This window comes from Vibrio sp. 10N.261.51.A4 (assembly GCF_041471945.1).
Classification (GTDB): Bacteria; Pseudomonadota; Gammaproteobacteria; order Enterobacterales; family Vibrionaceae; genus Vibrio; species Vibrio crassostreae_C.
In genome coordinates this window covers 1-23641 of the sequence record NZ_JBFRPJ010000090.1, presented here as the reverse complement: position 1 = coordinate 23641, position 23641 = coordinate 1, and the positions used below count along the sequence as shown (strand labels likewise).

At 43.1% G+C, this 23641-nt stretch carries 22 protein-coding genes and 1 pseudogene; 17 read left to right on the top strand and 6 right to left on the bottom strand.

The genetic code is table 11. The annotated features are described in order from the left end of the window. Positions 1 to 56: 56 nt before the first annotated feature. Both AB4384_RS19385 and AB4384_RS19380 read right to left on the bottom strand, forming a co-directional pair. Positions 57 to 326, bottom strand: coding sequence for a hypothetical protein (locus AB4384_RS19385; RefSeq protein WP_017060599.1), 270 nt, complete (start codon positions 324 to 326; stop codon positions 57 to 59). A 321-nt stretch (positions 327 to 647) separates the two neighbouring features. Continuing rightward, positions 648 to 1856 carry a NupC/NupG family nucleoside CNT transporter gene (locus tag AB4384_RS19380; protein ID WP_102320600.1) on the bottom strand — a complete coding sequence of 403 codons (1209 nt, stop codon included), beginning with the start codon at positions 1854 to 1856 and terminating at the stop codon, positions 648 to 650. 613 nt (positions 1857 to 2469) lie between these two features. Here AB4384_RS19380 and AB4384_RS19375 point away from each other — a divergent pair. The 4 genes from AB4384_RS19375 to AB4384_RS19360 all read left to right on the top strand — a co-directional run bounded on the left by AB4384_RS19375 (position 2470) and on the right by AB4384_RS19360 (position 5213). Next, a complete protein-coding gene (locus AB4384_RS19375) occupies positions 2470 to 2946 on the top strand; it encodes a hypothetical protein (protein ID WP_372130012.1) in 477 nt (158 codons plus the stop codon). 284 nt (positions 2947 to 3230) lie between these two features. Further along, positions 3231 to 3500 carry a PTS sugar transporter subunit IIB gene (locus tag AB4384_RS19370; protein WP_017064872.1) on the top strand — a complete coding sequence of 90 codons (270 nt, stop codon included), beginning with the start codon at positions 3231 to 3233 and terminating at the stop codon, positions 3498 to 3500. Positions 3501 to 3510: 10 nt separating this feature from the next. Then, positions 3511 to 4767, top strand: a complete 1257-nt coding sequence (locus AB4384_RS19365) for a PTS ascorbate transporter subunit IIC (protein WP_017064873.1) — start codon at positions 3511 to 3513, stop codon at positions 4765 to 4767. Next, positions 4764 to 5213, top strand: a complete 450-nt coding sequence (locus AB4384_RS19360) for a PTS sugar transporter subunit IIA (protein ID WP_017070990.1) — start codon at positions 4764 to 4766, stop codon at positions 5211 to 5213. Before AB4384_RS19365 ends, AB4384_RS19360 begins: the two co-directional genes overlap by 4 nt. A gap of 134 nt (positions 5214 to 5347) precedes the next feature. Here AB4384_RS19360 and AB4384_RS19355 read toward each other — a convergent pair whose 3' ends face one another. Continuing rightward, positions 5348 to 6613 (bottom strand): HD-GYP domain-containing protein, encoded by a 1266-nt coding sequence (locus AB4384_RS19355; RefSeq protein ID WP_102320601.1) that lies wholly within the window; start codon positions 6611 to 6613, stop codon positions 5348 to 5350. Between the two features lie 226 nt (positions 6614 to 6839). Here AB4384_RS19355 and AB4384_RS19350 point away from each other — a divergent pair, with 226 nt between their 5' ends. Beyond that, positions 6840 to 7376 (top strand): GNAT family N-acetyltransferase, encoded by a 537-nt coding sequence (locus AB4384_RS19350; RefSeq protein ID WP_050633186.1) that lies wholly within the window; start codon positions 6840 to 6842, stop codon positions 7374 to 7376. Between the two features lie 130 nt (positions 7377 to 7506). Here the strand turns inward: AB4384_RS19350 and AB4384_RS19345 are convergent, their stop codons facing one another. After that, positions 7507 to 8856, bottom strand: coding sequence for a sensor histidine kinase (locus AB4384_RS19345; protein WP_372129983.1), 1350 nt, complete (start codon positions 8854 to 8856; stop codon positions 7507 to 7509). Further along, complete coding sequence (locus tag AB4384_RS19340) at positions 8849 to 9538, bottom strand: response regulator transcription factor (RefSeq protein ID WP_017060591.1); 690 nt, start codon at positions 9536 to 9538, stop codon at positions 8849 to 8851. Before AB4384_RS19340 ends, AB4384_RS19345 begins: the two co-directional genes overlap by 8 nt. Before the next feature lie 182 nt (positions 9539 to 9720). Between AB4384_RS19340 and AB4384_RS19335 the strand changes: the two are divergent. The 9 genes and pseudogenes from AB4384_RS19335 to AB4384_RS19295 form a co-directional block, all read left to right on the top strand. Next, positions 9721 to 11109, top strand: a pseudogene (locus AB4384_RS19335) (putative bifunctional diguanylate cyclase/phosphodiesterase); the annotation flags it as partial. A gap of 250 nt (positions 11110 to 11359) precedes the next feature. Continuing rightward, entirely contained in the window at positions 11360 to 11839 is a 480-nt protein-coding gene (locus AB4384_RS19330) for a type II secretion system protein (protein ID WP_372129982.1), read from the top strand. Between the two features lie 848 nt (positions 11840 to 12687). After that, positions 12688 to 14433 (top strand): EAL domain-containing protein, encoded by a 1746-nt coding sequence (locus tag AB4384_RS19325; RefSeq protein WP_372129981.1) that lies wholly within the window; start codon positions 12688 to 12690, stop codon positions 14431 to 14433. Between the two features lie 223 nt (positions 14434 to 14656). After that, positions 14657 to 15028 (top strand): GntR family transcriptional regulator, encoded by a 372-nt coding sequence (locus AB4384_RS19320; protein WP_017079597.1) that lies wholly within the window; start codon positions 14657 to 14659, stop codon positions 15026 to 15028. Beyond that, complete coding sequence (locus tag AB4384_RS19315) at positions 15025 to 15879, top strand: ABC transporter ATP-binding protein (protein WP_017079596.1); 855 nt, start codon at positions 15025 to 15027, stop codon at positions 15877 to 15879. Before AB4384_RS19320 ends, AB4384_RS19315 begins: the two co-directional genes overlap by 4 nt. Next, complete coding sequence (locus AB4384_RS19310; RefSeq protein ID WP_017083226.1) at positions 15879 to 16736, top strand: hypothetical protein; 858 nt, start codon at positions 15879 to 15881, stop codon at positions 16734 to 16736. Before AB4384_RS19315 ends, AB4384_RS19310 begins: the two co-directional genes overlap by 1 nt. 935 nt (positions 16737 to 17671) lie before the next feature. Further along, positions 17672 to 17959 carry a putative quinol monooxygenase gene (locus AB4384_RS19305; protein WP_017060584.1) on the top strand — a complete coding sequence of 96 codons (288 nt, stop codon included), beginning with the start codon at positions 17672 to 17674 and terminating at the stop codon, positions 17957 to 17959. Next, a complete protein-coding gene (locus AB4384_RS19300; protein WP_108207690.1) occupies positions 17959 to 18513 on the top strand; it encodes a nucleotidyltransferase family protein in 555 nt (184 codons plus the stop codon). The genes AB4384_RS19305 and AB4384_RS19300 overlap by 1 nt, the downstream gene beginning before the upstream one ends. Before the next feature lie 125 nt (positions 18514 to 18638). After that, a complete protein-coding gene (locus tag AB4384_RS19295; protein WP_372129980.1) occupies positions 18639 to 19076 on the top strand; it encodes a bifunctional diaminohydroxyphosphoribosylaminopyrimidine deaminase/5-amino-6-(5-phosphoribosylamino)uracil reductase RibD in 438 nt (145 codons plus the stop codon). A 17-nt stretch (positions 19077 to 19093) separates the two neighbouring features. Here the strand turns inward: AB4384_RS19295 and AB4384_RS19290 are convergent, their stop codons facing one another. Beyond that, positions 19094 to 19546: an NUDIX pyrophosphatase gene (locus AB4384_RS19290; protein WP_017060581.1), complete on the bottom strand. Its 453-nt coding sequence runs from the start codon at positions 19544 to 19546 to the stop codon at positions 19094 to 19096. A 279-nt stretch (positions 19547 to 19825) separates the two neighbouring features. On the opposite strand from AB4384_RS19290, the gene AB4384_RS19285 reads away from it, so the two are divergent. The 3 genes from AB4384_RS19285 to AB4384_RS19275 all read left to right on the top strand — a co-directional run bounded on the left by AB4384_RS19285 (position 19826) and on the right by AB4384_RS19275 (position 23544). After that, the gene (locus AB4384_RS19285; RefSeq protein ID WP_372129979.1) at positions 19826 to 21538 is read left to right on the top strand and encodes a pseudouridine synthase; all 1713 of its coding nucleotides are present in this window, start codon (positions 19826 to 19828) and stop codon (positions 21536 to 21538) included. A gap of 155 nt (positions 21539 to 21693) precedes the next feature. Further along, the gene (locus AB4384_RS19280; protein ID WP_076676346.1) at positions 21694 to 22074 is read left to right on the top strand and encodes a hypothetical protein; all 381 of its coding nucleotides are present in this window, start codon (positions 21694 to 21696) and stop codon (positions 22072 to 22074) included. Positions 22075 to 22383: 309 nt separating this feature from the next. Continuing rightward, positions 22384 to 23544, top strand: coding sequence for a multidrug effflux MFS transporter (locus tag AB4384_RS19275; RefSeq protein WP_065677369.1), 1161 nt, complete (start codon positions 22384 to 22386; stop codon positions 23542 to 23544). Positions 23545 to 23641: the final 97 nt, after the last annotated feature.

The window sequence follows — 23641 nt, the reverse complement described above, 5'->3', positions numbered from 1 at the left end:
AAGGCGAACGTTAACCCCAAAAGAAAATACAAAAAGCGTACGTTTAAACTTCAGCTTTACGCTTCTGACTTGCTTGAAAAGAGCCCACCGATTTTATAACCGATCGCATAACAAACCACGGCGACAGTAACAAACACCAATGCCGAGAAGAAATACGCTACAGACGCTGCGACACCAGCCCCCCACACCACGCTGAACACCAAACCGAGATAAGCCTCTTTTGGCCACTGGTAGATAGGAAACTGAGCGCCGCCAGCAATTAGGTAAACCATCGCAAACAAGCCAATGAAGGTAACAATAAGACCGATGAGAACGCGAATGTTCATGGAGAGACCCTTGATTAATTTAGCTTGGTTGCCATTGTTCCTAATCGAAAGCGGATATGCTTAGTCGGAACCGAATATTCTCAATCGAAATCGAATGTTCTTAATCGAAGCCGAATGTTATTAATCGCAACCTGATGATATTCAAGTATATCGGATAAAAGGAACTGGCTCTATTACTCTTCCGAGTGAGCTTTTACTCACGATAGACAAATCACAGTCGACGGCCAAAACCTGATTTCGCCTGATTAACAGGCACAAAAAAGCGGACACCCTCCTTACGTTAACTCTGTAAGTAAAGTGTCCGCTTTAACTGAATATAGCTTAAAGCAGGATGAAAATACCCGCTAAGCATGCACTCATTAGGTTTGCTAGCGTACCAGCAGCTACAGCTTTCAAACCTAAGTTTGCAACTTCAGCACGGCGCTCTGGTGCCATAACACCGATTGAACCTAACTGAATCGCGATAGAACCAATGTTAGCAAAGCCACATAGAGCAAAAGTCACGATCACTTGGCTGTGTTCAGATAACAGAGCTTTGTTCTCAACGAAGTCGATGAAAGCAACAAACTCGTTCATAACGATCTTCTGACCGATGTAAGAACCCGCCATCAATACTTCGTCACTTGGGATACCGATCAGCCATGCAAGAGGCGAGAACAGGTAACCAAAGATAGCTTGTAGCGTAATACCCGCAAAACCGAACGTCTCACCTAGGCTTTCTAGGCCAGTGTTGACCATCGCAATCACACTCACGAATGCAACCAACATAGTACCAACCGCTACCGCAACCTTCATACCGTTCATCGCGCCGCTTGCCAATGCATCAATCACGTTGCTTTGGTCAGCTTTATCTAGTTCGATATGGTCGTAATCACTTGGTGTGCTGCGCTCAGGAACAATGATCTTCGCCATTAACAGACTGCCCGGAGCCGCCATAAAGCTTGCAGCGATAAGGTATTTAAGCTCAACACCAAGGCCAGCATAACCACCAAGTACACTACCCGCTACCGACGCCATACCACCTGCCATTACAGCAAACAGTTCCGAACGAGTCATAGACTTTAAAAAGGGACGAATAAGAAGAGGAGACTCACCCTGAGAAAGGAAGATATTACCTGTAGCAACCAGAGATTCAGCTTTACTTGTACCCAGCAGTTTTTGCACCGCTCCGCCCAAGATTTGAATCACTTTCTGCATAACGCCTAAATAATAGAGCGCAGAGATCAAAGCACTGAAGAAGATAATGATTGGAAGTACGCGAATCGCGAAAATGAAACCTTCAGTAGCCAGATCACCAAATAGGAAAGCGATACCAACGTCTGCAAAACCAAGCAAACTCGAAACGCCATTGCTTAGGCTTGTTAACGCCAGTTGTCCCCAAGGGAAATACAATACTAAGGCTGCAAAACCGATTTGAAGTAATAGTGCACGAGAGACCGTTTTCCAGTTAATTGAAGAACGACTTTCAGATAACAGGTACGCGCAAGCAATCAGTGCAAGAACACCGACAAAACCAAATAGAATATTCATAATGTGTCCTAGTAATCCTTAAAGAGTGAACATGAGCCAAGCAAATGACATCAAAGGAACAGGACAAAGAACCGCAAGCAAAACGCTACGCGATGAAGGAGCTAACAGGGTTAGCGAATGTAACAACGAGTTGTTCATGTAAAAAATCACCTTATACAAGCAGTGGAACGTAGCTGGTCCGGTCCGTGGGGTCATTCACATATCCATGTGACGGCTTGTATTGGCTAAGCACCGGCTTAAAACCGGAAGAGAAGTATAAACAGTTAAGTGAGACTTTCATCACATTTTTTAACGCAAACGATCGCGCGATCAAGGATTAAGCAAAATGTATTGTTTGTCGTCGTTTTCGAGCTTCAAAACTGTAAACAATCTGTAGGGAGTTGAATTTGTAATGTTAAGTCTTTAAGTGTGTGAGCGTAATCACTCGGTTAATTCTGTGTGATTCTTACTACTTTTCTGTGCTCTGCCTCATTTCCCGAGACTTCAAGATTCATCTTAAGTTTAGATGCGTATATACTTTGTATGACCTCACCAAATAATTATCTATAAAATACCAATAGAGCTGATTAGATATAACAGCCATCGAGACTAAGAGAGGAAACACGTGAAGAAAATGGAAGCTCCGCACGACATGAACAATGGAGCTAGATTCAAAACAAATAGACACGGCTATGTGACAATAGTTGAATATTATAATACCTATACTGTTATTGTCGCGTTTGAAAATACTGGAAATATCCGCGCTATCAGTGCGGCGAAATTACGTACAGGTCAACTCACCGATCGTTCTGTCGCGCCTGAATCAATTATGATTGGTGAAAAGGTTGAATCGGTTAAACACGGGATACTAACCATTACTCAAGTTGAATCTGAAAATATTGTGGTACTGACCAATGCCAATAACGAAGAAATTAGAATGTTATTGCCTGCCGTACAGAAAATGAAAGATAAAAAAGAAGAAGTCGACAGTGAAAATATTGCCTCCCCAAAACCAACCTCTCTTAGCGAACTGACTAAAAGAAATAAAAAGACCAAAGACGTTAATAGCATGCTTAAGAAAATGCTTACCGATTACGGTCGATACGATTAACTCTCTGTTTTCAACAATAAAGCCTCTATAGATTTATATTCTAATATAAAAACTAGTTAAGCCTGCCTTTCTCAATAAAATACGTTGCATATTCGAGTGAAAAGTTAAATTTGATCAAAGTCTCACTCTGGATCTTTACTACAAATTAACGAGATATCCATCACAATCTCATTTTAGTTTTGTGATGGGGATCTTGTTGAAATCTGAATACTTCCATTACTATGCTCTCACACAATAAGAGAACGAAGTTTCTCAACCCCTAAAATCCAATTGAGACAAATATTATGAAAAAGATTCTTGTAGTTTGCGGTAACGGCCTTGGTACTTCTCTAATGATGGAAATGGCAGTAAAAGAAGTCGCTAAAAAAATCGGTTTCGAAGCAGAAGTTGATCACGAAGATCTATCATCTGCAGCATCAAGCAATGCGGATATTTGGGTTGCAGCAACAGACGTTGCAAACCAACTAAAAGACGCTGGTAAAGAGAATATCATCAGCCTTAAAAATATTTTTGACAAAGCATCTATTGAAGAACAACTAAAAACTTTCATGTAAGGTCAAAATTATGCAAAACTTTTTCGAGTTCATGCTCGGCTTATTAAAAGAGCCGGCGATCATGGTAGGTTTAATTGCTTTTATCGGCCTGGTTGCACAAAAAGCAGATGTTTCTACCATTCTAAAAGGCACAATTAAAACCGTAATGGGTTTCCTAATTTTAGGTTTTGGTGCTGGCGCTCTTGTTGGCGCACTAAATAACTTCTCTGTTGTATTTACTGAAGCATTCGGCGTAAGTGGTGTTATTCCAAATAACGAAGCAATTGTTGCACTAGCGCAAGAAGCATTCGGTTATGAAATGGCTCTAATTATGTTCTTCGCATTCGTTGTGAATATTTTATTGGCTCGTTTAACACCTTTAAAATATATTTTCTTAACGGGTCACCACACAATGTTCATGTCTATGCTGGTAGCGGTAATCCTGTCTACAGCTAACATCGAAGGCACTGCTCTCGTTGCAATCGGCTCGATCATTGTGGGTTCACTGATGGTTATCATGCCTGCACTTGCTCAAAAATACACAGAGAAAGTGATGGGTACTGATCAGTTGGCGATGGGTCACTTCTCAACGTTCTCATACTTAGTATCGGGTTACATTGGTAGCAAGTTTGGTGACACTTCAAAATCAACAGAAGACATCAACGTACCTAAGAGCCTAATGTTCCTGCGTGATACGCCAGTTGCTGTAGCAACAACAATGGCTATCTTCTTCATGTTTGCTTCTATTGTTGCTGGTGGTGACTTTGTTGAAACAGTATCAGGCGGTCAAAACTGGGTAGTATTCACCTTCATGCAGTCTCTTGTGTTTGCAGGTGGTGTTTACATCGTACTGCAAGGCGTGAAGATGCTGATTGCTGAAATCGTTCCTGCATTTAAAGGTATCTCTGACAAGCTAGTACCGGGTGCGAAACCTGCTCTAGACTGTCCAATGGTATTCCCTGTAGCACCAAACGCGGTACTTATCGGCTTCCTTTGTTCTTTCGCTGCTGGCCTACTAGCAATGGCAGTTCAAGGCGCTCTTGGCTGGACAATCATAGTCGCGGGCGTTGTTCCTCACTTCTTCGTAGGTGGTGCAGCGGGCGTTTACGGTAACGCAACTGGCGGTCTACGTGGTGCAATTCTTGGTTCATTCACACAAGGTCTATGTATCTCTTTCCTACCAATGCTACTTCTTCCAGTTCTAGGTGGCCTTGGTCTTGAAGCAACAACATTTGCTGACTTCGACTTCGGTGTAGTTGGCCTGATTCTAGGGTGGATTGTTTCATGAGCTTATTCGATTTAATTGGTAACCAAGGCGTTATCATCAACTCTGAAGAAAACCTAACGGTTGATGCAGCGATTGATGTGACCTGTTCAACACTGCTAGCAAGCAACAAAATCGAAGCAAGCTATGTTGAAGCTATCAAGCAAAAGCACAAGGACATCGGCGCGTACTATGTTCTGGCACCAAAAATTGCGATGCCTCATGCTCGCCCTGAAGATGGTGTGAACGAAGCATCACTGCAAGTAACGGTATTCAAGAAGGGTGTTGATTTAGAGTCAGAAGACAACGGTGACGTTTACCTTTCGATTACTCTGGCAGCGATGGACTCAGATAGCCACATCCATACGATTATGGCGCTATCAGAGTTGTTCCAAAATGATGATGACATCGATGCCATCATCGCAGCGGAAACTGAGCAAGCGATCATCGAGATCTTAAAACGATACTAATCTCGATATAAAGATCCTGATAAGCCCCCATGAAAAAAGCGATAGCCTCGGCTATCGCTTTTCTGTTTCTGGTGCTTGGTCATTTCTCATCGAATATGAGTTAAGGCATCACACCTAGAAAGCATTCAGTGGCGTTAAAACGCGTACATTCGTTTGTCTGTCGATAATTCAAAGCAATATTGCGCGTGTTTATTAAGGCACTCAAACACTTCTCGATCCAACTTAAAGTTATCAACGTGGTCCCTCAAAATAGCGAGAGTCTCTTCTAACGTCATGCCTCCACGATAAGGTCGAGACTGAGTTAGCGCTTGAAACACATCCACCACAGCAACAATTCGACTGGGTTGATCCAACTCTTCCGCCGTTTTTCCCATTGGGTAACCCGAACCATCTAACCTTTCATGATGATCAGATGCCCACTGACAAACCTGAGGTGAACTGAACAACTCCTGCAATGCGAATCGAGTGTCCGTTGCATGGCGTTTAATACAGCAATACTCTTCTTCAGTGAGTAAATCCGGCTTATGCAGAATGTCATTAGGGGTTTGCAGTTTACCGATATCATGGACTAACCCAGCCAGATAGAGTTTGCGCTGAGTGGTGTAGGAATAACCCAGCTGTTTGGCGAGGTATTCTGAAAGCTGCCCAACCTTTAAAGAGTGCTTAAAGGTAAACGAACTTTTGGTATCAACAACATTGGCGATAAACTCGGCAAAGGCCACCGTCTCATCCAGCGACATTTGCTGGGAGAAAAATGGCACAGGTTCAAAGTTATCCCTCATGTTCTCGAGGTATGGAATCTCCATAGAAAACCAGAAGTCATCCAAATCAACCAACTCGCACATGTGTTGCACAAGGTTGGTTTCGAACATCTCATCCGCTTGTTCAGTCAAACGTTCAATGATGCTCGCTTTGCCATCTGGTGTTAGGTTTCCATAACGATCAGAAGAGGTTATGCCGTATAGATAATCGACTCTATCGGCAAGCATCACGATGGCAGCTAGTTCTCTTTCTAACTCGCTGATATGAATAGCCCTTAGCTCAGACCACGGAGTATGGTGATAAAGAACCGGCTTAGCAAATATAGAAAGAACTGGGCACTCTTTTAAGATTTGGTAGCCCTTTTGACAATGGTGATAGCTTGAGTCAGGTACAAACCCAGACGTTAAACTGAGCTGTTCATCAATTTGCGAGACACCACAGTCGTGAATCAAGCCTAACGAAAACGCGAGCTGCGCTTGCTCTTCTTCCCACCCCACACTCAGAGCACATCGATACGCGATATAGCCCACTCTCTGTCCATGATTTTTACTTTCGAAACCGACGTTATCAAGCGCCTTAGCAATACCGAATAGAGCCTTCCTTAGGTCCACGGTCACGTCCTGGCAATGTTGATTCATTATTTAAGCCTAGCATTTTTATATTTTTTATATATTTAGGCCGCTAATACTAATGCATAGCTAATGATTATATACACAACTATTGTAAGGTTTAATGAGTTTCGTGATAGAACCAACGTATCACGAAAAATCCGTGCTACAAATGGTTGCATATTAAAAATCATGCGACATTATAGCCTGCCGACTAAGATTCGCTTAAATAAGCAGCCATAAGAAAAGGAAAGACATGTTTAAAACGGTTATCGACAACGAACTCTCCATCGCATTGGTTGAAGAGAGCTTCGCTTCTCACTACGCGGAAATCTCACAAAGCCAGAATGAGTACCTAAGTCAATGGCTCGTGTGGCCGCCACATTGTAAAACCGAGCAAGACTTTAGGATCTTCATCCAACGCTCGCTACACGATTATGCGGAAGGGAAAAGCATGACCTGTGCGATCGTGTATCAAGACAAGGTCGTCGGTAACTGCAGTTTCAATACTATTGATCATGATAAGCAAAAGGTGACGATAGGTTATTGGTTATCTGAGACATACCAAGGAAAGGGGATTGTGACGCGCGTTGTCCAGAAGCTGATTGATATTGCTTTCAATGAGTTAGATATGGAAAAGGTAGAGATATCAGCCGCAACCGGTAACCAAAGCAGCCGTAAGGTTTGTGAGCGCTTACATTTCACGTTAGAAGGTATTATAACTCGTAACGAGAACTTGAATGGCCGCATCGTAGACCACGCTATTTATGGACTTCATCGCTCTAAGCTCTAAGCTCTAAGCTCTAAGCTCTAAGCAGTAGTACTAAGAAGTCACTAGCTTGTAAATCGGAATATGGAAAAGCCACGGTATTAGTCCGTGGCTTTGTTATTTGACGAGCCTGAAGAGTTCTTAAAGCTACAGTTTATGCGATCTTAGGAATCACGATACTGAACTTGGCACCACCATGGTTGCTGTCGTCGATTTTGATATCCCAAGAAAGTTTTTTAGCCGCCGATAGAGCAATCGCGAGGCCCAACCCCAATCCACCGTTGGTCGACGTTCTGCTTGAGTCTAGTCGAGAGAACGGAAGGAATACCTCATCACGCTTATTCTCTGGTATTCCAGAACCATTGTCTTCAATCACCACCAGCCAGTTTTCTGAGTTCTCATCCAGCGTCATCCACACTTTGTCTTGTGTGTAATTACCCGCATTCTTGAGAACGTTATCGAACACCAAGCGTGCCATTGAGCAATCACACTTAATCTTGCACTCTAGCTGTACCTTAGATTCAAAGGTGGCATTGTCTAGTTTCGAGTAACGAATTCGGTCTAGGCAATACTCACGAAGATCGGAGGTCACTTTAACGAGCTCAAAGAAAGAGTTATCCATGACATTCAACTTCGACAGCATGATGATTTCTGACGTGAGCTCGTTGATATCCTCAATGTAGGTATCAATGTCATCGAAAAGAACCTGATGATTATCGGGGGCTCCCCTTCTTAGGATATCGGTCGCCAGTTGAATACGACTTAGCGGAGTTCGTACTTCGTGTGGGATAGCTTGAGCGAAAATATGACTTTGTTTTACTTTGCTTTCGATCTCTTCAGCCATGAAGTTAAAACTGCTGGCCAAATCAGAAACAGGATGGATGTCGTCCATGTCAGATCGAGTACTAAGCTTGCCCTTACCAAACTGTTTCTGCTTCTCGACGAGCAACTCTATTCTTTCTTGAAAACGCCTCACAGGTAAGTAAACACTTGCTCCAATCGCCACAATCACAGCCAACAACAGCCCTAACAAAAAGTGTCGTTCTGAGTCTTCGTACCATTCAATGTCAGGAGAGAAAAAGTCCCCTACCTCACTGAACCCAAAACTGAATTTAGAGTTTGGTAGCTGAAACACGGTCGAATAGAGGTTGTCATCACTTAGATATATCGGCACACCGTTTAAGGTTGTGTATAACTCACATTGTTGGCAAGGCGCCTCGCCCGACCAATTCTCCAACAGGCGTAAATTGAAGATATAAAATTGTTGGTAGCCTGTTCTATCGAGCTCTTTATAGAGAGAGTTTTCTTGATTGTGTTGACGAACATACTGCTCCGCAAAGTAGATGCCATCATTGAGGAAGGTTTCGATCTCGGTGCGTCGCATGTGCCCCTCACCAAGGTTCAAGAACAAAAATATCGTTGCCGACATCCCAGTCACAATCCCAAGGTATAAGCGAGCAAACATCGAAACCGAGCGAAGCTTCGTAGCAATGAACTTACGCAACCAGCATGTACCCCTTGTTGCGAACCGTACGAATCAACTGTTTGTCTTTTGCGTGAATGCGCAGCTTTCGGCGTAACCCAGACACGCGCATATCAATCGAGCGGTCGTTGAACGCGTAATCTATCCCTCTAAATAACTGACAGCACTGGTCTCGAGTCACGACCTGACAGATGTTATTAACGAGAAGGTTTAAGATTTCAAATTCAGCAGAAGTAAGCTTGAGGTTTTGGCCGTAGAGCGTGGCACTTTGAGCAGAGCTGTTGATTACAATATCGCACTGTTTTTCAGCCGTAGTTTCTTGCGCAGTTTTTACGGGAGTCGCTCGACGCAATAACGCTTCAATTCGCGCTAACAAGGCATGGCCACGAATCGGTTTGGCAACGTAATCGTCCGCACCAAATTTAAACAAGCTGACCTCGCTCATTTCATCGGCGGAAGCCGTTAGCACTAAAATCATTCCATTGTAAAACTCACGGGCTTGACGGCAAATTTGCGCGCCGCTCATCCCTGGAAGCATCAAGTCCAACAGCACTAAATCAGGTTCAATACTACGGATCGCTTCAAGTGCCAAGTTCCCTTCATGAACAACGCTAACATTGTAACCTTCAGCTTCGAGGTAAAGCGTCGTTAGACGAGCTATCTCTTGGTCATCTTCAACAATGAGCACTTTGGTTTTCGACATTCCTATCACCAGTATTTATTAAAAGCGAAGGCAGTATATATACTGGTCATAGATCATCAATATTGGAATCAGAGCCCTACATTTACCGTACGCAAAACATAGTAATCAATTTTGTACATACACGTTTACAGAATAGAGAACCAACAACCGGTGCGCCTTGGTTTATCAAGGTTTCCTCCTTCAGAGCACACCATTTTGATGTGCAAGGAAAGTGGCTCTTTGATAAAAGCGAACTGCTGCTAAACCTAACCTGTACAACAAAGCAAAAAGAGAAGCTGATAAAAGCCAGATACAACGCAGAACACGACTGTTTAACGGAGCTTTATAATCGCCGTGGGATCAGCAACCTTCTAGAAACCAGCATTGCCTATCGCTCACCGTTTGAATTGATGTTTGTCGACCTTGATGGCTTCAAATTAGTTAATGACACTTATGGGCACACTGTCGGAGACCAACGACTCAAACAGGTTGGTGAACGCCTTAAACAGTTGGTTGATGAGAAATGCATGATAGGGCGATTTGGTGGCGACGAATTCATTGTGATTGCCCACACCTGCCGAAATCAAAATATCCCACTACTTTGCTCTCGCATCATTGATGCCTTAAACCGAAGTTTCCATATCAGAGGCATCGGCAGTTTATCTGTCGGTTGCAGCATAGGTACCGCGCATTTCCCTGATAACGCGGTTGACCAAGAAACATTGCTAAAGCAAGCGGGTATGGCGATGCATCTTGCAAAAGCGAATGGTCGAAACCGCTTCCAAACGTTTACCCCAGACTTAGCACAAACCCTGCATCGCAAAGTAGAGATCCGCCATCGACTGGCACGCGCCATAGAAAACGACGATCTCAACCTTCACTATCAACCGATCATGAACACCAACAGCGACAAGGTGAAAGGGTTTGAAGCCTTGCTTCGATGGTCAGACAAAGAGCTAGGTAACATAGGCCCTGATGAGTTTATTAGCTTAGCGGAGGAGACGGGGCAGATTGTACCGCTCGGGAAATGGGTTCTGAACTCTGCACTCAAACAGCTATCGATATGGCAACGTGAGTTTGATAGTGAGTTGATGATGAGTATCAATATTTCGAGTATTCAGATGCACGCGACCTTTGCCGAGCAGCTATTAGCAATGTTGAACTTCTACAATATCCAACCTCAAAGCATCGCCCTTGAGATCACCGAATCTTCCATGATCTTCAAGCATGGTGAAGTCAGGCAAGCGTTAAGCGATATTTCTAAATTGGGCGTAGAGCTTCACCTTGATGACTTTGGCACAGGCTACTCGTCACTGTCGATGTTGCATGACTTACCGATTAGCACCGTGAAACTCGATAAAAGCTTCGTCCACGGTTCACACAAAGGGAGCAAAGCGATTGTCCAAGCCACCCATGCTATCTGTGAAAAATTGGGGCTAAAAGTGGTTGCTGAAGGTGTCGAAACCGAAACGCAAAAAGCGTTCTTAATCGATTGTGGATACCAGTATCTTCAGGGATTTTTATTTAGTAAACCAATTCCCTCAAATGAAGTCGAAAGTCAGTTTTTGAATGGTCGACAATCCTACAATTAAAGACTTATTTATCAATAAATTAAGTCGTTTGAATACTTCCTAAACAATCGGCTGCTGTGGGTGTGTACGCTTACGTATGCTTACATAGCGTTTAACAGTAAGAGGAAATAATTAAGCTATTGTTTATAAAGAAAATTACTTAGAAATTCACACAATAAAACACCAAACCATTATACCGACTAACTGTAATGACTTTGGTATTTAGATTACCCTCATTCCGTCCCTTTAGCAGAGCAAATAATCGGTAACCATGAACAGACAAAACGGCTTCACTCTTTTAGAACTCATCATCTCTGTATTAATTTTAGCGATCGTTTCGGCGACAGCTATGGTCAAGTTCTTAGACGTTCAAGGAAGTGCTCGGGCGAGTAAAATACATGATGTGGCTGGTAACCTTCGCACGGGTATCGATATGATCTACGCCAAGTCTGCGATTGCTGGCGTTGAGGATGAGTGCAACTATGTTGAAAAGACGGAGATTGAGACCTACTACGTTTGTCATGGTTACCCAATCGCCTATGTTGACTCACTAAGAAGACTGCTCAATATCGACGCAACAGAGCTTCATGTCATCAACAAAGAAGTAGACTCTGGCAGCAATGCCGAAAGAGTAGCTGCTATCTCTTTTGACGCAGATAGCTACACCTATTCACCTGAAGGTGACTTTTGTCAGGTACTCTATCAACCAGAAAAAGAACCTCAAATCGTCGTACTTGATGGCGCATGTTAAATACTCAACGATTTTACTCATTCAGAAGTTAGATCTAAACCATCGAGACAGCTCTTTGAATATCATGTGGTTACGATAAATTTGTTCAAAAATAATACGAATAGGGTTAAGTTGTTGCTACTTACATTTTTAAGTGCTGTTTACGTTATAACATGAACCTTATTCATATCTTATTTTTTATAATTAGCCTATAAAGATCTACATAGGTGCATGTCTGATATATATCAACAGTGTTTTGATTAAACATCTTTCATAAATAGATAGGTATAAATATATAAATAAAAATAGCATCCTCGTGCTATCTAAAACTTCCCACCTAAAAATTTCATTATTTAATAAGACGTAACAATACAAATAAAGCAAACTCAAAATACAATATTATCAGTGCCATCATCTAACGATATAATTCAATTACTAAAATAATGTCTCAATTAAATTATATTAACATTACATAAATTGACATAATCTAAGTTTATCCTGAAAAATTCTGATAAATCTCACACATCAATAAACCGAATGAATACCATCAAAAGCTACATTAGAAACCTCTAAATCCAGTAGCTAAACCTTCCACATAGATGCGGTGAAATGGATAAATACCAAAACAAATGGATAAATCCCCTTTACCCCTTGTAAATCATTGGCTTTCATTTATAAATTCAACTTTTGGGTGAACATCTCCATAACCTTTCATTAAAGCCCAAATTCTGCGATTAGTATCAACATCTTGAGATAAAATGGTGACATTTTGGTTATATTATTTAGATCGAACTCTTGTGTTGAATGAAAATCCCAGCCATCACATATCCATCACACAAATATAATAACTATCGCTTAGGAGTTGAGCTATGCACTGTTCTTTCAATATAAATAACAATAATGAGAGCTTGCAACTGATCTACAATGAAGAAAAAATATACATAAAAAGAGACAGTAATAAGATATCAGAGGAAACTCTTAATAGTAAAGAGAGTTTTGTTTTCAAATATCTTATTGAACACTCGTCAATATCAAACCCTCAATCTGCACGAGATGTTGAAGAATCTTTTAAATTACACTTTGACGAAGAGTTTAGCTTATACGCGTTAAAAAACATTATTGCTTCTATAAGAAAGAAATATCGAAGCTTATGCAAAAAAGCGAAGGTAGATAATAATAGCGAACTTATCTCTAACCTTTATAAGGTAGGTTACTTTATCGATCTCGATAAAAGCTCAACCAACCGTATCGCACCTAAGTACGACATCAACCAGTTCAAGCCCAGCCAGTTCGAGATGTTGAAACTGATGTTCAACACCTATCATCGAGAGCTGATTAAGGCTCTGATAGCCGTGTTCACCATCTCTTCCTTTTTCCTATTCGTTGTCTACTTTTCCCAAATCCTTTATACGACGAAGATTGCGAATGAATACAGTGAGAACACCAAACACATTGCCGCAGAAGTCATGGACTACGGTTGCGATAGCCACGGGGCTGTGCACTCGCTAAGGCACTCGCTCAACCTTGATTCTGTCGTCATGACCACACCTTATGACTCCTGCTATATCTCTAAAACACGTTCTAAGATGATAGAGCTCAATCAATTAGACGACTTCTACGATAGTGCTGACTTTGCCTATTCACGCTTCATGGATACCGAGCACGACATTGAGATGGTTGCTCGAATATCTAAACGATCTATCGAAGCTCGATACAAGAACTCACTATTGCCTCTATTAGTCGATTCGATTTCCATCCAGAAGAATGGTTACCACATCTTAAACCTTGGCGAAGAGAGTAAATCTATCTATCAAACCTCCCTACCAACGGGTGCAACCATCACCTTCTACAGTGACGACATTGTTGCACTATGGATTGCGCTTTCTCTGATACTCGCCACCCTGCTTTATCGCTCCTATATTCTGGGTTTCGTGATCTACCTGTTTCGTTGGAAACACATCTCCTTTGAAGAAGAGCCGATCATCAACACCGAAGACAACTGCGTTCTCTACTACGAGTTGTTATCTCGTGTGCGTAACGTTGGCGTTTTAAGCTTCATCAACACCATGAGACGCACCAATTTACTCACCTTTCATACTATTTTACTCATCGAGACAGTCAGAAAAGCGAAGTTAAACAACAGCCATGAGATCTATGGTGTCAACGTGTGTCCGAGTGCTTTGGTGGGATCGAACTTCGCAAGGCTCAGAGAGCATTTGGCCGCGATGGAAGCGAATGAATTTGTCGTCGAGATTACTGAATATTCGAACATTGGCTATGGATGTGAGGTTATCGATAACATTAAGGATATCAAAAAGCTTGGTATCACTATCGCTCTGGATGACTTTGGTACGGGCAATAACAACATCGAAATCATCAATGTTATCTCTCCGGCCTATCTAAAACTGGATCGTTGCTTTGTTAAGGATATCGAGTCAGGAGAGCACCATCAGGGTGTATTGCTTAATATCTCTGAGATTGGACGCTTATCAAATATCACGATGATTTATGAAGGTGTCGAGACGCGCAGGCAGCAATATATCTTGTGTCAGCTAGGCTACAACTTACATCAAGGCTATCTGTATAGCCAGCCCAATGACTCAGAGGAGCAATAGCCCCCCCCCTAATAGAAACCTTGACGAGCAACCATTGCCTATTCAAATAATCATCGCTCATACAGCTGCTTGAAGCCCACAAGGATGTGGGCTTCAAGTACCCTCCCCGCCAAACATGCTTTATCCAACTATAAAAATATCCGATCCATTTTCATAAAACCCTTGCCAATTCGAATAAAAAGGTTAGTGTTATACACATGTATATCACCATGCAGTTTTAATTATGACCGAATGGAAAGACGACCAACCGATTTTTAGGCAGCTTGCCTCAAAGATCAGTGACCAAATTCTTCAAGGTGTTTGGTTAGAGCAACAAGCATTACCCTCTGTGCGTGCGGTTGCTGCCGATCTCAAGATCAACCACCTTACTGTCATGAAAAGCTATCAGTTACTGGTGGATGAAGACTTGGTAGAGAAAAAACGCGGCCAAGGCATGTATGTGGCCGAAGGGGCACTTCAAAAATTGAAAGAGTCTGCACACCAATCATTCATCAACACACAGATCCCAGCCATCGCTGAGACGCTAGGCATCATTGATATGAGTGTCGAAGAACTCGTGAAACAGCTAGCACAACATATAAAGGACAAGTCATGAGTACTTTACTTTCCGTGAAAAACGTAACCAAAACCTATTCAAATCAAGTGGGTGTCGAGAACATCAGCTTTGAGTTAAAACCGGGGCAAGTGCTTGGACTGCTGGGCCATAATGGCGCAGGGAAATCGACACTGATCAAATCACTGCTTGGTGGACACAACTATCAAGGTGAGATTGAAGTAAACGGCTACCACCCTATCCACCAGCACGCAGAGCTCATGCAGCACTTGTCGTACATCTCAGATGTTAACGTGTTACCAGAGTGGATGACGGTTAAACAACTGCTTCGATACACACAAGGTGTGCACCCTAGCTTCAACAAGCAAAAAGCAGAACAGACATTAAGCAGCACCAACATCAAGCTCTCTTCGACTATCAAGCAGCTTTCTAAGGGAATGAAGGTACAACTTCACCTTGCGATCATCATCGCGACTGACACTCAAGTGTTGATCTTAGATGAGCCGACACTGGGCTTAGATTTGCTGTACCGCGATACTTTTTATCGCCACCTACTAGAATGGTTCCACGACGGTGAACGCGCCATGATCATTGCAAGCCATGAGGTTTCAGAAATTGAACACCTCTTAACGGATGTACTGATTTTGAAGCAAGGTCATTGTGTACTGCAAAAAAGCATGGAAGACATCGAGAGCGACTATTTCATTATTGAAGTCGCAAACAACCATTCAAGCGAGATTCAGAAACTCAACCCACTGACCTCACAATCAGGGCTAGGCACTACTAAGTGGTTATTGGAAGGTCAATACAAAGCGCAGGTTGAATCACTGGGTAACATCTATAACGTTGGTCTCGCAGATCTATTCCTTGCAACACAGATGGAGAAGGCATAATGCATCCAAGTTTTTACATGCTAGAAAAAGAACTCATCGAGCACAAAGTTAACACTCGATTGCCTCTGTTTGTCGCGTTATGTGGTTTCTTACTGTTCGTTGGTCTGTTCTTTAATGGCGCAGCGCAACATGAGTTTTTCTTTGAAATGCAAGTGAACGGTGACGTAAGCGACATCCACAGAGAGTTCGCACAAGATCTCAACTCAGTGATCTACTTTGGCGCAGGCCTTATTTCACTGATCCTGTCAACGCTTTACATCCCTAAAACGCTGCGTAAAGAACGCCAAGAAGGCAGTTCAATGTTTTGGAGAAGTATGCCGGTATCAAATGCAATGACTCACGGCGTGAAGCTAGGCTTCGGTTTAGTGGTGATTCCGGCTATCTGTGCATTGTTAGTGCTGTTCGCAGATTTTCTATTCTGGATATTGAACGTCTCAAGTGAGCAACAACTGGCGCTATTGGTTGAACAACAATCTCTGTTTTATGTGCTGAGCAACTGGGTCGTGTTTTTTGGACGAATGATGTTAGTTGCACTGGTTTTATTGCCACTGGCAACCGTCACTCTAGCGATTTCGCAGCTGGTAAACTCTCCATTGCTTGTCATTTTCATCTCAAGCTATGCGATTAAGTTCCTCTCTGTCGCAGTGTTTGGGTTCTATGGCATCAATGACTTCCTATCTCTCATCGCGTCATTACCAATGAATGTACTCATAGCAAGCAACCCATTAAGTGCGATTGCAGAAGCGCCGATTTTATCTTTAGGTATTTACGCACTGATCGGTGTTGGTGGCTATCTACTGAGCCTAAAGCTAAATAGAACGGACGATGTGAGCTTAAAGACGCTGTTCCAACGTTAGAGTCTATCCTAAGCACGAGCCTTTATCGGGCAGTCACATCAGATATCAAAATCTAAATCAAAGCTTCTGAGAAATCGGGAGCTTTTTTATTATCAAGACGTTAACGAGTACAGGGATGCGATAACAAGGAACAAGGAACAAGCTTTAGTTTGGGGTAGCAGGTTTAACAAACGAAGATAAACTTAGAGGAGGTATTAATGAGCTGACATTGAATTGCATTGTTGTTAATGCCTGCCAGCTCTTTGGGGATGATTTCGTTAGTCGCCGACCAGATGAAGGTCCTTGAGAGTGCTAATGAAATCAGTTTGTTGCGTTTTACATTTGATTAAGCTTTTCAGCTTTTAAAGCTCTACGATTAAAGCTTATTTCTTTGATGCTTCTTTTGACGTGTCTTTCCAGTATTGGATACGAACGCGATGAAGCTGTGCTCTTCTCATTTTTTTCATAAGGGATATTTCCTTTTCTTTAACTGCTCTTCATGAGCTATTTTTATTGCCAACTATTCGAATCTAACGGTGTTTGATGCCCAGATCAATGATACAAATCACAAAATATATAGAGTTTTGAGTACCATTTACATCAAAGTACGACCTAGATATCAACTATGGCTCAAATCAATCCTATGAGCCGCTGTTCAAAATTGAGGTTAGTTCTCTCAGATGACAAATTCATTTCAGTATCAATACAGTTCAATGATACTAATTTAATAGACCGGACCAACGCTGATTTAGTTCCAGTGTCTTATCATTTGTTGATTACATCACCTTTAAAGTTACGGTGTAACTAAAAAATACATTCAATGTGAACTAATAATCGCCACATTAGCCTATACGTTACAACATCAAAATGGGATTATGTTTGTAACGGATAGAGCTTTTGATAGAAAAAAGCCGTAATGGACCAAATTAAATAGACGTAATTAAATGGACGTAATTATGAGTAAAGTAATTCTGCAAGGGCATATTCTAGTGCCAGACAACGACCTAGAAGCAGTGACACATGCCTTGGTTGTGCACAAAGAACTGACACTAGAAGAACCTGGTTGTATTGTGTTTCGAGTCAGTCAAAGCACGCTTCAACCTAATCGCTTTGAAGTGTATGAAGAATTCACTAGCCGAGAAGCATTCGAAATGCACCAACAGCGAGTAAAAGCCTCTGAATGGGGTGAAATCTCCCAGAACGTGACACGTCATTACCAAGTCACTGATGTTCCGACATCATAATGATACATCCGCTAGCCAAACGCATCGTCACGTTGATCAAACAAGATCCCTTACGAATGAAGGTTTTAGACTGTGTCGCTCAGTTGGATTTGCCGCAGTGTTATGTCGCTGCGGGCTTTGTGAGAAACCTCGTTTGGGATCACCAGCATGGTTATGCCTCCCCGACTCCATTCAATGATATTGATGTGATCTACTTTGATCCCATTGATACCTCTTACGAATCGGATCTTAGATACGAGGCTCAGCTTAAACAACGGTTACCCGAACTGAATTGGCAAGTTCGCAATCAAGCCTACATGCACACTAGAAATGGGGATGAACCTTACCAAGGCTCATTGGATGCGATGAGTTATTGGCCAGAGAAAGAAACCGCCGTCGCCGTGAAACAAAGCCTCCATGGAAACATCGAGTGTATTTCTGCCTTTGGCTTAGAGAGTTTGTTTGATTTGCAAATCACACCCAATCCAAAGCGTAGCCGAGATATCTTTGATCAAAGAGTGCAATCCAAAGGTTGGCTAACCCAGTGGCCCAAGTTAACGATGAGTCACAGTTAACCAGCTGTCGAATTCAAACGCTAAAACCATTGACTAAAAACCCAATCAGATCGAACATGCCCCACTTCTCAAACCAAACGCGCACTTCACCAACTGCTGCGCCCTCGTCATACTGAGTAACGATCATGAACCCACAATATATGCTGCAAGCACTTGAAGCTTCGCGCCAAGCCCTACCCGATTGCCAACCAAACCCGCCAGTAGGCTGCGTTTTGGTGAAGAACGATAAGGTGGTGTCTGTTGGGTACACGCAAAAAGTCGGCGGAAACCACGCCGAGGTTGAAGCACTGAATAGTTATAACGACAAAACGGACGGAACAATGGAGGGGGTTACCGCTTACGTAACTTTAGAGCCATGCTCTTTTGTTGGCAGAACTCCCGCTTGCGCCAATACATTGGTTAGAGCAGGTGTAAAACACGTAGTCGTGGCGATGCTAGACCCAGACCCTCGCAATAATGGTCGTGGTGTTGCGATCCTTGAATCGCACGGTGTGAAGGTAGATGTGGGGTTATGCCAAGCGCAAGTGAGCACCTTTTTAGCCCCTTACCTTGGTAAGTCCTAGATCTTAAACAGCCAGTATTAGTTCAATTTCACTCGATAAAGCGGATTGACTGGCTTATCGACAAAATACGACCAAATATGATCGTAGACGGCATGTTGGTTGGGGAACGGCGCTAACGCTTTTGCTTCTTCTAAATTACACCAGCGGTACTCGGTGTGTTCGTCATTCAGTTCAATCGCTTGGTTGGGTGGGCATAGCACCGCAAACACAGGGATTAGCTGAATCACATTCACGTGCGCCTCATAAAACTGCTCCAGAAACTGCGCGTTATACAAAGCTTCCACTTTAATTTGGGTCTCTTCTTCAAACTCGCGCACGATAGCCTGCCAGCCTGTTTCACCCGCTTCAATCGAGCCTGCGACGTGACACCAAAACTCACCTTTAACACGCTTCATTAATAGCATTTTCATTTGTCCGTCGCTCTCTGAAATAGCGACACCGGAAACAATCGAAGTATTGAGTGGAATCATAACGTTACCTTAGTTTTAATAAGAGGGCGGCAAGGCTACCACCCTTGGTTTGTTAAATTGTCTTCTATGATTAAAAACGAGAAGTTACTCATCAATTAATGGCGTTCAAGCCATATCTCATAGGCTCGTCGCTTGGCTATCCAGTAATAGAACTATTTCTTATTTGAGGCGCTTTTCGATAAAGAGTAGAATCGCCGCCTTGTACTGTGTTTAACGTCTCTGAACATACACAGTAGACTCACAACCATTTATCACCACGATATAAGTATTAATACGACTATGCACTCATCAAAACCAACGCACGACTCAGAAAACAGCCACACACCTGAGCATTGCTTCACTCGTTTTCAACAGCCGATCGAGTCATATTCGTTGCCTGAGCGTTTCACATTCCCGTTCTACTACGAACCGCACCCATTGTGTGAAATCGCTTCTCATCAGCTTCAACAATATCTAGAAACTCAAACCGACTGGCAGCATGACTTCGGACTTGATACTGACGCTGGTCGCGGCAAAATGTTTGGTGTGTTATTGGTGAAAAGCCCTGAAGGTGAATTGGGGTACTTCTCTGCTTTTTCAGGGAAAATCGCCGACCAAAACCTACTGCCTCACTTTGTACCGCCCGTGTTCGACATGCTCAGCAGCGACAGCTTTTTCCATCAAGACACAGCCGACATGATGGCTGTCAACGCTGAGTTTAAAGCGCTGCAAGCAAATACTGAATACCTTGAATTGTGCGAGCAACTGGCACAGCAAAAAGCGCAAGCCGAGCAAGAGATTGAAGCTCAACGTCTATTGATTATTGAAGGCCGAAAAACGCGTAAAGAACAACGTGAACAAGGTAAAGAAAACCTTGATGAGCAAGCTTTCGAACAGCTAAATAATGAGCTAAACAAAGCCAGTGTTGCCGACAAGAACCAGCAGAAGTACCTAAAACTTAACTGGGAACAGACCCTGCAAGTGTTGCAAGCTAAAGTTGATGTGTTCAACACTCAACTGGCTGAGCTAAAAGAGCAAAGAGCACACCTTTCTCATCAGCTTCAGCACAAACTGTTCTCAAAATACGCATTCAAAAATGCAGAGGGACACACAGAAGATCTGAACCAAATCTTTGAAGACACCCCAAATAAAGTCCCACCCGCAGGCTCTGGCGAATGCGCTGCGCCAAAACTTCTGCAATACGCGTATTTGAACGGTTACACACCATTGGCACTGGCTGAATTTTGGTGGGGTCGTTCACCGAAATCGGAAATCCGTAAACACAAGAAATACTACGCGTCTTGCCAAAGTAAGTGTGTACCGATTTTAGGTCACATGATGAAAGGCTTAGAAGTCGATCCCAACCCATTGCTAGAGAACCCCGCAGAAGGAAAAGACCTCGATATCCTGTTCCAAGACGATCACATCGTTGTGGTACACAAACCAGCAGGTTTTCTATCCGTGCCGGGTAAAAACATTAAAGACTCGGCCTACACACGCGTTCAAGAAATGCACCCCGATGTTGAAGGGCCATTTGTTATCCACCGTTTGGATATGGCGACCTCTGGCATTCTAATATTTGCGCTTACACGACGTGCGAACAAAAGCCTACAGAAGCAGTTCATTACTCGTGAAGTTGAGAAGCGTTACGTGGCAATGATAGAAGGCGTTTTAGAGCAAGATGAAGGTTATGTTCGCTTACCACTACGTGGAGATTTATACGATCGTCCTCGTCAGATTGTCTGCTTCGAACACGGCAAGCCAGCTGAAACGAAATGGGAAGTGATTGAGCGAAACCAAGACACAACAAAGGTTTATCTGCACCCGAAAACGGGCCGCACACACCAATTACGTGTTCACTGTTCACATGAAGAAGGGCTTCACATGCCTATCGTTGGTGACGGCTTATACGGCAACAAAGCCGACCGACTGCACCTACACGCAGAAAGACTTGCACTTCACCACCCAGTCACCAAAGAGTGGATGGAGTTCCAGTTCGACGCTGAATTCTAAAATCTCTCATTAGTACAGAGCTTTAAAAAAGGAGTCACACCGCTTGTGGCTCCTACCTCTTTTGGGTATATCTCCACGCTTATTGCACTACATCATGATTCACTTTGTTGTGAAGAGTAGCATGCCCACCTTCTTCTCTCCTTGAGGCCTTTGATATGTCATCAGCTGCTTTGAATATACAACCCAACACAACTACTTCTTCCGTGATCGCTTCGCAAGCACTAAGCTTGAAACCACTCACAGACAAAAAGCCAGACCTAAATTCAGCAATGCTGAGCCTAATTGAAGAAGTTAAAAATGAACTCCCTCTTTATGAGTCGGAGACGTTTATCTGTGGGCCAAAAGGAAACTGCTCGGGTTGCTCTAAGAAGCTACTAGAGATGGTCGACAGTGAGTTGATGTACTGGGAGCACAGTATTTCAATTGGCCAAGGCCCCAACTTCGAAGAACTGCGCCGTTTTGGTAAGCTATGCAGCAGTGTTAGACGCGGTTTAGAGCGTAACGGTTTAGTCGAAAAACGGCCAAAGAAAAGATAACAAGCAAGTCGATAATCATTACAATGTGTCTTTGGCGATTACAAGCCACCCTGCTACTAACTGATTGAACTCGTTAGCTATAAAAGTAATAATGTTTTGTAATACAATTCAGTGCGCAGACCGACTTCGTAGATTCGGACTCATAGAGATAAGTTCATCGATACTTTCACCATATTCTTGAACGACTCTATCCTTCTTGTCTGACGTGCCTTAGTCTTCTGTATATCAATATCACATCAATTAGAAACCTATCTTGGACAACGGAGAGCCACCTTGAAGAGACCACAACCAGTACTGGGAAAGACCGGTATGCTATTTTTTCTCGTCATAATAAGTGCTTTCCCTCCATTGACCATCGACCTTTACTTACCTGCGCTTCCGCAGATGGTCGAGGTGTTTAATACTGACCGATCAATGGTCAACCTAACCCTGAGCAGCTACTTCGTTACTTACGCCATCGGTCTTTTGTTCTGGGGGCCGCTCAGCGAAAAATTTGGTCGTAAGCCGATCCTATTAATTGGATTAGCGGGTTATATGGTCGCGAGCATATTGTGTGCGATGACCAATAGCATCGAACAGTTAATTGGCGCTCGTGTATTCCAAGCCTTTGCGGGTAGCGCCATCACCGTTATCGCTACCGCCATTGTCAAAGATCTTTATGACGGCCGAGAACGTGAAAAGATCATGGCGACTATCATGTCACTGGTGATCATCGCGCCAATGGTTGCGCCTGTATTTGGTGCCTTTCTACTGAAAATTGCTTCTTGGCGAATGATGTTTGTCACGCTCGCCATTTTTGGTGCATTTGCGTCAGTATTAGCTTGCTGCTACCGAGAAACACTCGAAAACAAATACCAAGGTTCTATATTCCGATCATGGGGAAGAATGGGCGTGGTCATGAAAAACCGCTCGTTCGTCAAGCTGCTGGTCATTTTCTCTATCATACCGATGGCGTTGATGGGCTTTCTTGCGGCGGGTTCTTATATCTACATCGATCACTTTGGATTGACCGAACAACAGTTTAGTTACGCGTTCGCATTCAATGCACTGTGCGCCTCATTTGGTCCAACAATTTACATGAAGTTGTCCTACCGAATGCCGGTTCAAAAGGTCATCTCAGGATGTTTTGCTTTATTAGCGCTTGCGGGAATCTTCACCCTAACCATTGGCGACCTGTCCCCTTGGTTCTTCATGTTCATCGCTGCACCAGCGACATTAATGGCGATCATCATGCGAGTACCGGGGACCAACTTGATGTTGAATCAACAAGATCATGACACGGGCTCTGCCGTCGCACTGATACAGTTCTTCAGCATGATTTGTGGCTCGCTTGGCATGGTATTAGTTTCAATCCGCCCAGAGTCACTGATTGAAAACCTAGGCTTTATCCAATTATCCATCGGTACGCTAGGCGGCCTGATGTGGCTAATGGTCAGAAACAAAGAGTTCGTGACTAATAAGCTGAATTAAAGCTCTCAAGCCTAATTGTCATTCACACTACAATAAACTTGAAAACCGCTATAACGAAATTAGAAACCGTCTACATAGGTAATGCCGATCAGTTAAA